15 protein-coding genes and 1 pseudogene are annotated in these 12,034 nt (G+C 70.0%); 9 read left to right on the forward strand and 7 right to left on the reverse strand.

Annotation, left to right across the window (positions count from 1 at the left end):
• The 3 genes and pseudogenes from APY03_RS43800 to gloA all read left to right on the forward strand — a co-directional run.
• A pseudogene (locus tag APY03_RS43800) lies at positions 1-222 on the forward strand (iron ABC transporter permease); the annotation flags it as partial.
• Positions 219-893: an ABC transporter ATP-binding protein gene (locus APY03_RS14730; RefSeq protein ID WP_068677946.1), complete on the forward strand. Its 675-nt coding sequence runs from the start codon at positions 219-221 to the stop codon at positions 891-893. The pseudogene APY03_RS43800 and the gene APY03_RS14730, both read left to right, overlap by 4 nt.
• 126 nt (positions 894-1,019) lie before the next feature.
• Positions 1,020-1,430 (forward strand): lactoylglutathione lyase, encoded by a 411-nt coding sequence (gene gloA / locus APY03_RS14735; protein ID WP_068677947.1) that lies wholly within the window; start codon positions 1,020-1,022, stop codon positions 1,428-1,430.
• A gap of 15 nt (positions 1,431-1,445) precedes the next feature.
• Here the strand turns inward: gloA and APY03_RS14740 are convergent, their stop codons facing one another.
• The 4 genes from APY03_RS14740 to APY03_RS14755 all read right to left on the reverse strand — a co-directional run bounded on the left by APY03_RS14740 (position 1,446) and on the right by APY03_RS14755 (position 5,602).
• Positions 1,446-2,171 carry a haloacid dehalogenase type II gene (locus APY03_RS14740; RefSeq protein ID WP_068677948.1) on the reverse strand — a complete coding sequence of 242 codons (726 nt, stop codon included), beginning with the start codon at positions 2,169-2,171 and terminating at the stop codon, positions 1,446-1,448.
• Complete coding sequence (gene eda / locus APY03_RS14745) at positions 2,168-2,812, reverse strand: bifunctional 4-hydroxy-2-oxoglutarate aldolase/2-dehydro-3-deoxy-phosphogluconate aldolase (RefSeq protein ID WP_068677949.1); 645 nt, start codon at positions 2,810-2,812, stop codon at positions 2,168-2,170. Before eda ends, APY03_RS14740 begins: the two co-directional genes overlap by 4 nt.
• Entirely contained in the window at positions 2,803-4,641 is a 1,839-nt protein-coding gene (gene edd, locus APY03_RS14750) for a phosphogluconate dehydratase (protein WP_068677950.1), read from the reverse strand. Before edd ends, eda begins: the two co-directional genes overlap by 10 nt.
• A 76-nt stretch (positions 4,642-4,717) precedes the next feature.
• Positions 4,718-5,602, reverse strand: a complete 885-nt coding sequence (locus tag APY03_RS14755) for a LysR family transcriptional regulator (protein ID WP_068677951.1) — start codon at positions 5,600-5,602, stop codon at positions 4,718-4,720.
• A 113-nt stretch (positions 5,603-5,715) separates the two neighbouring features.
• Here APY03_RS14755 and APY03_RS14760 point away from each other — a divergent pair, with 113 nt between their 5' ends.
• Complete coding sequence (locus tag APY03_RS14760; protein ID WP_068677952.1) at positions 5,716-6,102, forward strand: cupin domain-containing protein; 387 nt, start codon at positions 5,716-5,718, stop codon at positions 6,100-6,102.
• 18 nt (positions 6,103-6,120) lie between these two features.
• Here APY03_RS14760 and APY03_RS14765 read toward each other — a convergent pair whose 3' ends face one another.
• Positions 6,121-6,657 (reverse strand): OmpA family protein, encoded by a 537-nt coding sequence (locus APY03_RS14765; RefSeq protein WP_068677953.1) that lies wholly within the window; start codon positions 6,655-6,657, stop codon positions 6,121-6,123.
• 42 nt (positions 6,658-6,699) lie between these two features.
• On the opposite strand from APY03_RS14765, the gene APY03_RS14770 reads away from it, so the two are divergent.
• Positions 6,700-7,455 (forward strand): gamma-glutamylcyclotransferase, encoded by a 756-nt coding sequence (locus APY03_RS14770; protein ID WP_232324276.1) that lies wholly within the window; start codon positions 6,700-6,702, stop codon positions 7,453-7,455.
• Positions 7,456-7,457: 2 nt separating this feature from the next.
• Positions 7,458-7,997 carry a superoxide dismutase family protein gene (locus APY03_RS14775; RefSeq protein ID WP_068677954.1) on the forward strand — a complete coding sequence of 180 codons (540 nt, stop codon included), beginning with the start codon at positions 7,458-7,460 and terminating at the stop codon, positions 7,995-7,997.
• Positions 7,998-8,028: 31 nt separating this feature from the next.
• Here the strand turns inward: APY03_RS14775 and APY03_RS14780 are convergent, their stop codons facing one another.
• On the reverse strand, positions 8,029-8,583 hold the full coding sequence (locus APY03_RS14780; RefSeq protein WP_068677989.1) for a nucleotidyltransferase family protein: 555 nt from the start codon (positions 8,581-8,583) through the stop codon (positions 8,029-8,031).
• 42 nt (positions 8,584-8,625) lie between these two features.
• Between APY03_RS14780 and pdxH the strand changes: the two genes are divergently transcribed.
• A complete protein-coding gene (pdxH, locus tag APY03_RS14785) occupies positions 8,626-9,273 on the forward strand; it encodes a pyridoxamine 5'-phosphate oxidase (RefSeq protein WP_068677955.1) in 648 nt (215 codons plus the stop codon).
• A 63-nt stretch (positions 9,274-9,336) separates the two neighbouring features.
• Here the strand turns inward: pdxH and APY03_RS14790 are convergent, their stop codons facing one another.
• Positions 9,337-10,284 carry an AEC family transporter gene (locus tag APY03_RS14790; protein ID WP_068677990.1) on the reverse strand — a complete coding sequence of 316 codons (948 nt, stop codon included), beginning with the start codon at positions 10,282-10,284 and terminating at the stop codon, positions 9,337-9,339.
• A gap of 119 nt (positions 10,285-10,403) precedes the next feature.
• Between APY03_RS14790 and APY03_RS14795 the strand changes: the two genes are divergently transcribed.
• Complete coding sequence (locus tag APY03_RS14795; protein WP_068677956.1) at positions 10,404-11,414, forward strand: aldo/keto reductase; 1,011 nt, start codon at positions 10,404-10,406, stop codon at positions 11,412-11,414.
• Between the two features lie 307 nt (positions 11,415-11,721).
• Positions 11,722-12,034, forward strand: a 313-nt coding sequence (locus tag APY03_RS42470; RefSeq protein WP_198161248.1) for a hypothetical protein, incomplete at its 3' end; no start/stop codon positions are given.

Here is a 12,034-nt window from a genome sequence, read left to right on the forward strand (position 1 = left end):
CTGCTGGTCTTCGTCGATGCGATGAAGGAGCTGCCCGCCACCCTGCTGCTGCGGCCCGCCAACTTCGACACGCTGGCGACCTGGCTTTACGCCGAAGCCGCGCGCGGCACCTACGAAGAAGGCGCGATCGCCGCGCTCGCGATCGTGGCTGCGGGGCTGCTGCCGGTGGTGCTGCTGGCGCGCAACGGGCTCGGCGCGCGGGTCGAGGAGCTTCCGCGGTGAGCGCTGCCCTGCAACTCGAGGACGTGCGCCTGGCCTACGAAAGCGCACGCGGCCTGCACACCGTGGTCGACGGCTTCTCGCTCTCGCTCGACGCCGGCCGCATCGGCTGCCTGCTCGGCCCCTCCGGCTGCGGAAAGACGACGGTGCTGCGCGCCATCGCGGGCTTCGAACCCGTGCGCGGGGGCAGCATCCGCCTCGGCGAGCGGCTGCTGTCCTCCGCCAAGGTCCACCTCCCGCCGGAGGAGCGCCGGGTCGGGATGATGTTCCAGGAGTACGCGCTGTTCCCGCACCTCACGGCGGCGCAGAACGTGGGCTTCGGCCTGCGGCGGCGGCCGCAGGCGGAGCAGCGCGCACGGGTGGCCGAGATGCTCGCGCTGGTCGGGCTGGCCGAGTCGGGCGGACGCTATCCGCACGAGCTCTCCGGCGGCCAGCAGCAGCGCATCGCGCTGGCCCGCGCCCTCGCGCCCTCGCCCGCGCTGCTGCTGCTGGACGAGCCCTTCTCCAACCTCGATGCGGCCACGCGAGAACGGCTCACCGTCGAAGTGCGCGAGATCCTCAGGGCCGCCGGACAGACCGCCGTGCTGGTCACGCACAACGAAGCCGAAGCGCAGGCCATGGCCGACCATATCGGGCTGATGCACAACGGGCGGCTCACGCGCTGGACTGCCTGAGGCGGCGCGTCGAGCCAAGCTGTGATCGATGAGGGCCTTGAAAAGCACGAGGCGCATCTGCTGACACTCGCCAGCCGCGGGTGCCACGACAATCCGGAGCCACGACAACTCCCCACACCCCACCACATGCGACTCCTCCACACCATGCTGCGCGTCGGCGACCTGCAGCGCTCCATCGACTTCTACACCCGCGTGCTCGGCATGCAGCTGCTGCGCACCTCCGAGAACCCGGAGTACAAGTACAGCCTGGCTTTCGTCGGCTACGAGGGCAACCCGGCTCAGGCCGAGATCGAGCTGACCTACAACTGGAGCACCGACAAGTACGAGCTGGGCACGGCCTACGGCCACATCGCGCTGGGCGTGCCCGATGCCTATGCGGCCTGCGAGAAGATCAGGGCCGCGGGCGGCAACGTCACGCGCGAGCCGGGGCCGGTGAAAGGCGGCAGCACGGTGATCGCCTTCGTCACGGACCCGGACGGGTACAAGATCGAACTGATCCAGCGCACCGACGAGGCTGGTGGCGCGGGGCTGCGCTGAGCGAAGCGCTCCTCTTCAGCAGCCCAGCAGATCCGCGAGCGCCCCGATGTCGCGCGCATGCAGCGTGTTGTCGGGGCGGGGTGAAATGTCCTTGGGCCGATCCGGCCCGAACTCCGACGGCCGCTCGATGTAGCCGGTGCGCAGGCCGCAGCCGCGCGCAGCGGCCAGGTCGTCATGGTGCGCCGCGGCCAGCATGACCTGGCTGGGCGTCACATCGAACACCGCAGCCACGCCGAGGTAGGTGCGCGGATCGGGCTTGTAGGCCTTGAAGACTTCGGCAGACAGCACGCAGTCCCAGGGCAGGCCGGCGTTCTTCGCCATCTCGGTCAGCAACCCGATATTGCCGTTCGACAGCGTGCAGATGATGTACTTGCGCTTGAGCCGCGCCAGCCCTTCGACCGCGTCGGGCCATGCCGGCAGCCGGTGCCAGGCCTTGTTGAGCTCGCGCTTGCGCGCTGCGTCGAGTTGCTCGACGCTGAAGTCGCGCAGCACGCCTTCGAGGATGCCCATGTGCAGCTCGTCGAGCAGCGTGAAGCCGCCCTCGCCCGCCGCCAGCCGCTCCATCACGCTCTTCATCGCAGGCTGGTAGCCGGCGCGCCAGGCCAGCGCAAAGGCGCCGCCGTCGATGCCGGGCAGCAGGCGCTCGGCATCGGCGGCAATGCCGCTGTACCAGTCGACCACCGTGCCGAACACGTCGAAGGCGATGACCTTGAGATCGCCCGGCTCGAAGTCGCCGTTCATCGGGCCAACTGGCTGGCCTCGCGGGCCAGCGCCTCGATGCGCGCCCAGTCCCCCGCGGCGATGGCATCGGTGGGCACGATCCACGACCCACCCACGCAGGCCACGTTGGCGAGCGACAGGAACTCGTGCGCATTGGCCGCGGTGACGCCGCCCGTGGGGCAGAACTTCACCTCGGAGAACGGGCCTTGCCAGGCCTTGAGCATGGCGATCCCTCCGGCCTGCACGGCGGGGAAGAACTTGAGTTCGGTGAAGCCGTCCTCCTCGGCCAGCATGATCTCGCTGCCCGTCGCCACGCCGGGCAGCAGCGGCAGTCCGAGGTCGTGGCAGGCCTTGCCGACCGCGCGCGTGTAGCCCGGGCTCACGCCGAACCTGGCGCCGGCCAGCGCCGAAGCCTGGGCATCGGCCGCGCTGCGGATGGTGCCGGCACCGGGCACCGCATCCGGCACCTCCTTGGCGATGATCTCGATGCATTCGAGGGCCTCGCGCGTGCGCAGCGTCACCTCGAGCATGCGGATGCCGCCGGCCACCAGCGCGCGCGCCAGCGGCACCGCGTCCTTGACGTCGTGCAGCACGATCACGGGGATCACGGGGGCATCGCGCATCACCTCGATGGCAGTGAGGGTCTTCGTTTCTACAGCCATGTGCAGGCTCCTTCTTCGGCGGTCAGGGCATTGCGGCGCATGCCGGCGAACAGGTCGCGGCCGAGGCCATGACCGTTCTCGGTGCGCAGCAGGTCGGGCATGGTCGCGGTTTCCCGCTCGGCCCATTCGTCGGCCGGCAACAGCACGGCCAGCGTGCCGGCCACCGCATCGAGGCGGATCAGGTCGCCGTCGCGCACCTTGGCGAGCGGGCCGCCCGCGGCAGCCTCCGGCGAGACGTGGATCGCTGCCGGCACCTTGCCCGAGGCGCCGCTCATGCGGCCGTCGGTGACCAGTGCCACGCGGAAGCCCTTGCCCTGCAGCACAGACAGCGGCGGCGTGAGCTTGTGCAGCTCGGGCATGCCGTTGGCCTGCGGGCCCTGCCAGCGCACCACGCAGACCACGTCGCGCTCCAGTTCGCCGGCATTGAAGGCCTGCTGAAGCGCGCCTTGCGAATCGAAGACGCGCGCCGGCGCCTCGATCACATGCCGGTCGTCCGGCACGGAGGACACCTTGATCACGCTGCGGCCCAGGTTGCCGCTCAGCAGCTTCAGGCCACCGGTGGCGCTGAAGGGCGCCGAAGCCGGGCGCGCCACCGCCTCGTTCTTCGAGGGTGCTGCGGGATGCCACTTCAGCACGTGCTCCTCGGACGGCGCACCGGCCAGGCTCGGGATGTTGGCGTACTCGCGCAAGCCCGCCGCGCGCACCGTGAGCACGTCCGCATGCATCAGGCCTGCATCGAGCAGCTCGCCGATCACGAAGCCCGGGCCGCCTGCGGCCTGGAATTCGTTCACGTCGGCGCTGCCGTTGGGATAGACGCGCGTGAGCAGCGGCACCACTTCCGACAGTTCGGAGAAGTCGTTCCAGTCGATCAGGATGCCGGCCGCCCGCGCGACCGCGACCCAATGAATGAGGTGGTTGGTCGAGCCGCCGGTGGCGAGCAGCGCGGCCATGGCATTGACGATGGCGCGCTCGTCGACCATTTCACCGATGGGCGGCACGGCGTAGGGCTTTTCGGCCGCACGCCCGAGCACGGTGCGCACCGCCTCGCGCGTGAGCGCCTCGCGCATCGCATCGCCGGGCTGGATGAAGGCGGTGCCAGGCACGTGCAGGCCCATCGCCTCCAGCAGCATCTGGTTGCTGTTGGCAGTGCCGTAGAAGGTGCAGGTCCCCTGCGAATGGTAGGCCTGCATCTCCGCATCGAGCAGGCCCTGGCGGCCGACCAGCCCCTGCGCCGCCTGCTCGCGCACCTTGGCCTTGGCGCTGTTCGACAGGCCCGATGGCATCGGGCCTGCGGGCACGAAGACGGTGGGCAGGTGCCCGAAATGGAGCGCGCCGATCAGCAGGCCCGGCACGATCTTGTCGCACACGCCGAGCAGCAGCGCCGCGTCGAACATGTCGTGCGTCAAAGCCACGGCCGTGCCCATCGCGATCACATCGCGGCTGAACAGGCTCAGCTCCATGCCGGACGTGCCCTGCGTGACGCCGTCGCACATCGCGGGCACGCCACCCGCCACCTGCGCGGTGGCGCCGAGGCGGCGCGCCTCGTGCTTGATGATGTCGGGGTAGCCCTGGTAGGGCGCGTGGGCCGAGAGCATGTCGTTGTAGGCGCTGACGATGCCGATGTTGGGCGCACGCTCGGCCACCACCTTGATCTTGTCGGCAGCGGGGATGCCGGCCACCGCATGCGCCACGTTGGCGCAGCCCATGCGGTCGGAGCCGCGGTCGCGCTGGCGGATCTCGGTCAGTCGCTGGAGGTAGGTACTTCTCGAGTCACGGCTGCGCGCACGGATGCGTTCGGTGACCTCGCGGAGAATGGGGTGTGTGGTCATGGTGCTTCACTGTGCAGTGTCTGGCTGCGCGCGGCCGCGGCGCTCGCGCGGCCATACATCGTACCAAGCCCGCAAGTCACTGGGCGGCGGTCAGGGCCTCCAGCACGACGCGTACCCGCGGCGGCAGCAGGCGCTGCGACGGATAGACCGCGCTGATCGGCATCACGGCCGGTCGCAGCGAGGGCAGCAGCTCGACCAGGCGGCCGTCGCCGAGCTCGTCCTCGACCATGTAGTCGGGCACTTGCGCAAGGCCCTGGCCGAGCAGTGCTGCCTGCACCATCGCTTCGCCATCGTTCAGGCGCATGCGGCTTTGCGGATGCAGGGTGACGGCATGGCCGCGCTGCACGAATTGCCAGGGACGGTCGCGGCCGCTGGTGGGCATGCGAAAGACGATCGCGCTGTGTTGCGCCAGCGCGCGCAGCGAGCTCGGCTGCCCGTGCGACGCCAGGTACTCGGGGCTGGCGACCAGCAGCAAAGTCTGGCTCGCGAAGCGGCGTGCCACCAGCGAGGAGTCCTGCAGCGCGCCGACGCGGATGGCGAGGTCGATGCCGTCCCTGACCAGGTCCACATAGCCGTCCTGAAGCCGCACGTCCAGTTCGAGCCCCGGATGCCGCTGCTGGAGCCGGGCGAGCAACGGCAGCACCACGCGCCGGCCGAAGACGATGGGCATGTCGATCCGCAGGAGCCCCGTGGCGCTGGCGCGGGTGCCGGCGGCATCGGCATGAAGGTCGTCGATCTCGGCCAGCACGCGCTGGCAGCGGTGATAGAGACGTTCGCCGTCGGGCGTCAAGGTCACCTGGCGCGTCGTGCGATGGAAGAGCTTGACGCCGAGCGAGGCCTCGAGCCTCAGCACCGCCTTGGCCAGCGTCGAGGGTGCGGTTCCCGCCTCGCGCGCCGCCGCGGCGAAGCTGCCGTGCTTGACCGTCTCGGTGAAGGCGAGGAACTGCTGCAGGCCCTGCATGGCGCCTCCGATTGAGGAAGGAATGTCCTCAATCTTAGGATATTCGACGCTCTTCACGACGGCTGCATGCCCCCTGACACTGCCCTCACCTTCACTCGACCCTGGAGCCGACCATGAATCCCACCGACCCCGTCGTTCTATCGCATGCCGCGCTGCCACTGGCCGAGCTGCCCGGCATCACGCACCGCACGCTCGCCGGCCACGAACATGGGCTGGCCCAGCTGTCGATCTGGCGGCAGACGCTGGCGCCCGGCGCCGCCACACCGCCCCATTGCCATGACACCGAGGAGGTGGTCCTGTGCCACGCGGGACATGGCGAGGTGCACCTGGCCGGCCGGGTGCATCGCTTCGGCGCCGCGACGAGCGTGCTGCTGCCGCCGGAGGTGCCGCACCAGATCTTCAACGTGGGAAACGAGCCGATGGAGATCACCGGCGTGTTTCCGGCCGCGCCCGTCGGCGTGTTCGACCCCGAGCGCAATCCGATGCCGCTGCCGTGGTGAGCCCCCGGGCAGCCGGCGCTAGTCGACCAGGCGGACCTCGACCCGTCGGGCCTGCGCATCGCTCCCCGAGCCGGTGGTCACGGGCGGCTTGCGCAGCTCGATCTTCGCGGCCGGCACGCCGAGGCCGGTGAGGACGTCCCGCACGGTCTCGGCGCGCTTCTGCGCCAGTTGCTCGTTGAGGGCCGGCTCGCCGGTGGTGTCGTGGAAGCCCGAGACCACCGCCCTGCGGCCACCCTCCACGCCCTTGATCACCACGGCGAGCGCCTCGGCAGCGCGCGGGGCCAGGTCCGCGCTGGCGGTGGCGAAATAGAAGTTCACCGTGTCGCCCACGATGCGGATGCTGGCGCCGTCGGGGATGACCACCGACACGGTCTCGGTCACCACGGCCACGGTGGTCGCCGGCGCGGCGGCCATGGCGGTGGCCTGTGGTGGCATCTTGTGGTTGTGGCTGTAGAGCACGATGCCGATCACGAACATGATCACCAGGGCGATCAGCCCGAGCACGAACGCAAGAATGAAATTCTGCTGGCTCTCGTCGTCGGCGACTGCTGACATCGGTCGAACTCCGTAGCTGAGGGGTCGGTAAATAATGGGGCGGTGAACCATGACGGCGAAATTCTAGGCGCGGCTGCGTTGCAGCCCGAAGGCAATCCCGGCCCGCCCGGGCTGGACCCCCTGCCCAAGCCGCTGCGCGACCCGAAGCCGATGCTCGATCGCGTGATCGACGAATGGGGCGGCCACGAGGACCTCTGGGTGTTCGGCTACGGCTCGCTGATCTGGCGCCCGGAGTTCGGCTTCATCGAGCGCCATCCCGCACGGGTGCACGGCTGGCACCGGGCGCTCAAGATGTGGAGCCGCGTCAACCGCGGCACGGTCGAGAACCCCGGCCTGGTGTTCGGCCTGCTCTCGGGCGGAAGCTGCCGCGGCATGGTGTTTCGCGTGCCGGCGGCCGATGGCCTGGAAACGCTGGGCCGGCTGTGGCTGCGCGAGATGCCGACGGGCGTCTACGACCCGAGATGGCTCGACTGCACGACCCCGCACGGCTCGGTGCGGGCGCTGGCCTTCACGCTGTCGCGGCGCAGCCCCAATTTCACCGGCACCCTGGACGACGAGCGCTACCGCCACATCTTCGCCAACGCGGCCGGCCGCTACGGCAGCTCGCTGGACTACGCGCAGCAGACCTTGCTGGAGCTGCGGCGCCATTCGATCCACGACGCGGCGCTGGCGCGCCTGGTCAGACTGGCACAAGCCAATGCGGCAGCACACCCGCTGTCGGCGCCACCCGATTGCGGCGGGCCGGCAGCTCCGGTATACCCTGCGGCATCTTCATCCGATTCTTCAACCAAGGAGTAGCCATGTCCCCTCGCCTCATCGTCCCCGCCCTCGCCATCGCAGCAGCAGCCAGCCTGCTGGCGGGCTGCGGCACCCTGGGAGGGAAGGCGAGCGCCGTCGCCAGCCTGGGGCCGACCGGGGCGATCTCGCCCAACCCGACCGCGGGCAACGTGACCTTCACCGCGCTCGAGCACGGCGTGCGCGTGGCGGGCGAGGTGCGTGGTTTCGCGCCGGGCACGGAGCACGGCTTCCACATCCATGAAAAAGGCGACTGCGGCGACAACGGCAACGCTTCCGGCGGCCACTTCAATCCTGCCGGGGGCACGCACGGCAAGTTCGGCGCGCCCGGCAGCCACGCCGGCGAGCTGCCCAGCCTCGTGGCCGATGCCAGCGGCACTGCGCGCTTCAGCGTCGACGTGCACTCGATCTCGCTCACCGACGGTGCCGCGAACAACGTGGTCGGCCGCGCGCTCGTCGTGCACCGCGACCGCGACGACTTCACCTCGCAGCCGGCCGGCAATTCGGGGCCGCGCATCGCCTGCGCGCTGATCACGCGGCGCTGAGTCGAGGCTGGGCGGAGGGAGAGGAGCAAGCTCAGGCGCGCCGCGACAGCAGCAGCGCCTCCGCCCGCGCGAGGTCGTCGAGCGTATCGATGTCCGTCACGATACCGGCATCGTCCACCTCCACCTCCCCCACGGCATTCATCGCGCGCAAGCCGCGCAATACGGGCACCGCGCCCAACGGCCCCGCCAGCGCCATGAGCGCCGCACCGTTCGAAGCCGCGAACCCTACCGGATGACCGCGCGCACCCGCATGCACGGGCTGCACAGCCTGCCATTGCGACAGGGCCGCCGCGATGCGCCGCAAGGTCGCGGGCTGCACCAACGGAAGGTCCGCAGGGAGGATCAGCCAGCCGCCCGCGTCCGCCGTCGCGCGAACGGCCGCCGCGATCGAATCCCCCATGCCGGGATGGCCCGCGTCTTCCAGGTGCCATGGCAGCCCGCTCTCGCGCACTGCCGCCAGCGTGTGCTCCAGCACGGGCCGCCCGCCCAGCAAGGCCGACAGCTTGTGCGCCGTTCCTCCGGAGGCGAGAAAGCGCTCTCCGCGGCCGGAGGCGAGGACGATCACCGTGGGAGCACGCAATTCCATGCCCGCAGTATCCACGCCCGGCCATGCGCAACAATCCGCCTCATGAGTTCCCCCAACGACACCCTGGCCGCGCTGCGCAAGAGCTACGAGCGCGCCGAGCTCGATGAGGCGAGCAGCGCGCCGGACCCGCTCCTGCAGTTCGAGCGCTGGCTCGCCGAGGCCATCGATGCGAAGCTGCCCGAACCCAACGCCATGACCCTGGCGACCGTCGGCAGCGACCTGCGGCCCTCGACCCGCATCGTGCTGATCAAGGGCTGCGACGCGCGCGGCATCGTCTGGTACACCAACTACGACAGCCGCAAGGGCCAGGAGCTCGCCGGCAATCCGTGGGCCGCGCTGCAGTTCCACTGGGTCGAGCTGGAGCGCGTGGTACGCATCGAGGGCCGTGTCGGCAAGGTCGACGAAGCCGAGAGCGACGCCTACTTCGCCAGCCGGCCGCTCGACTCGCGCATCGGCGCCTGGGCCAGCCCGCAAAGCGAGGTGATCAGCGGGCGGGACGTTCTGGTGAAGAACGCAGCGCTGCAGGCTGCGAGGCACATGCTCTCACCGCCACGGCCGCCGCACTGGGGCGGCTTCCGGCTCGCGCCCGACCGCTGGGAGTTCTGGCAGGGCCGCAAGAGCCGGCTGCACGACCGGCTGCGCTATCGGCGCGAAGACGGCGCGTGGGTGCGCGAGCGATTGGCGCCCTGAAGGAAGCAGATCCGGGCGCCCTCCTCCACGTTCGGATGTCCTATCCCCAGTTCGTGCGGCACGCTAAAGCCCCCCCGCCAACCCCATCACGATCGACAGCGTGACCAGCGCCGACGCCGTCGACACCGCGACGCTCGCCGTCACCAGGTCCTCTGCCGTCTTGTAGCGCTGCGAGAAGAGGAACACGTTGGCGCCGATCGGCAGCGCCGCGGCCACCACCATCACCTGCAGCGGCAACCCGCGCAATCCCAGCAGCCAGCCCAGCAGCGCGACGAGCGCCGGGTGCGCGAGGTTCTTGATCAACGCCTGCGCCAGCGCCGCGCGCCATTGGTGGCCGATGGGCGTGGACGCCAGCGTGATGCCCACCATCACCAGCGCGATGGGCCCGAAGGCCTGGCCCAGCCAGGCGATGGGCTTGTCGACGGACTCGGGCAGCCTCAGCCCGGTCTGCGCGAACAGCAGCCCGACAATGATCGGCAGCGGCACAGGATGGACGATGGCGTTGTAGAACGCACGGCCCAGCGTGCGCAGGATCGGCGCGCGCTCGCCGCCGGGCTGGCGCGCACGCTCGCGCGCCACCGCGAGCTCCAGCACCAGGGTCGCGCTGGTCAGCAGCACCAGCGAATGCAACGAGATCAGCGTCAGCAGCACCACCATGCCCTCGGGACCGAAGGCCAGCCCGACCAGCGGAATGCCGATCATCACGGTGTTGCTGAAGGTGTTGGCCAGCGCGATGACGGCCGCGGTGCGGTTGAAGCCGCGAACCATGAGCGTCGCCGCGAAGATCAGGCCGGCCGCGAGGAAGTAGGCCGCCACCGGCCCCAGCCTCAGCTCCTCCACGTGCACCGTGCTCATGGTGCGGAAGAGCAGCGCCGGTGCCAGCAGCAGGAAGATCAGGTTGGACAGGTCGCGCACCGCGCCGCCGGTGACCCAGCCCCGCCGCCCTGCCAGGAAACCAGCGCCGATGAGCAGCACCACGGGCACGAGCGACGAAAGGACCGATGAATTCACCGCGCCGAGCATACAAGGCACCGGAATGAGCAGCGTCCGGCCAACCGCCCGTCCTGCACGATCCCGCACGTCTGACTATGATGGCCCGCTCCCCTCCCCGCCCTCCCCCAGGACCCATCATGAGCATCCCCACCACGCGCCTCGGCCGCACCGGCCTGACCGTCTCGCGCCTCGCGCTCGGCACCATGACCTTCGGCCTGCAGACCGACGAGACGACCTCGTTCCACATCCTCGACAAGGCCACCGAGGCCGGCATCAATTTCCTCGACACCGCCGATGTCTATCCGCTCGGCGGAACGGTCGAGACCATCGGCCGCACCGAGGAGATCATCGGGCGCTGGCTGCAATCGAAGGGCGCGGGCGCGCGCCGGCGCTTCGTCATCGCGACCAAGGCGGTCGGCAAGGTCGGCCCGAACCCCTGGGACGAGGGCGCGTCGCGCAAGCACCTGCTCGATGCCATCGACAATTCGCTCGCGCGCCTGCAGACCGACCATGTCGATCTCTACCAGCTGCACAGCGACGACCGCGCGACGCCGCTCGACGAGAGTCTGGAAGCGCTCGACACCATCGTCCGCTCGGGGCGCGCGCGCTATGTCGGCGTTTCGAACTTCCTGGCGTACCGGCTCGCCCGCGCCATCGGCGTTTCGGAACTGCACAAGCTCACGCGCATCGTGTGCGTGCAGCCACGCTACAGCCTGCTGTTCCGCGAGATCGAGCGCGAGCTGCTGCCGCTTGCCGGCGAGGAAGGCCTGGGCGTGATTCCCTACAACCCGCTCGCCGGCGGGCTGCTCACGGGCAAGTACAAGCCGGGTGCCCAGCCCGAAGACAACACGCGCTTCAAGCTCGGCACGGCCGGCTCGATGTACCAGGACCGCTACTGGAACGAGCGCAGTTTCTCGACCGTCGCGCAGCTGCACGCCGTGGCCGAGGAAGCGGGCGTGCCGCTCGCGACGCTGGCGGTGGCGTGGGTGATGGCCAACCCGCTGGTCACCGCGCCACTGCTGGGCGCCAGCCGGCCTGAGCAGCTGGATGCGACGATCGCGGCGGCCGCCTACACGCTCGACCCCGCACTCAAGCAGCGGCTCGACGAGCTGACCGCCGAGTACCGCAAGGGCGACGCGCCGCGCTGAAGACACGCGCAACCCGCGCGAGCCTCGATCAGAAGCTCGCTCGCAGGCACGCCTCCGGGCTGCGCCCGGGCGGCGGCGCATCGGCAGCACCACCGTGCCCTCGGCACCGAAGGCGTTTGCGCCTTCATCGGCCGCCTGAGCGACGCCCCTGACCGATCCCTTCTTGCCGTATCAGGGTCCACCCTAGCTACCAATGTTGGTAGTTGTGGGCGGCGATGCCTGCCGGCTTAATTCGCCCGAGCTGCCACGGAGCCCACCACGAGCCCAGCCAGCGCTGCCAAGGCCAGATTCACACAGGAGCCTGCCAATGCACAAGCAAGCCACGAACATGCATGCGCGGGGAGCATGGCCCACGCCGAATGAACTGCGGGCCCGGCCAAGCACCGGCGACAGGACGAGCGTGATGAGCTTCGGCGGCTCCTCGTTCGAGACACGGGAACACTTCGGCCCGGTGTGCCAGTGGCTGCGGCGCCGCCTCGAGGAAGGCGGACCGCGCCATCGGATCGTCTGCGTGGTCAGCGCCCCGTCTGGGCTGACCGAGCAATATCGCAACAGGCTGCTGGAACTGAACCGGACGCCGAGCGACCGGCTGCTCGACGCGGGCCTGCCGCTGGCCGACA

It is taken from the genome of Variovorax sp. WDL1, from assembly GCF_001541225.1.
GTDB lineage: Bacteria > Pseudomonadota > Gammaproteobacteria > Burkholderiales > Burkholderiaceae_C > Variovorax.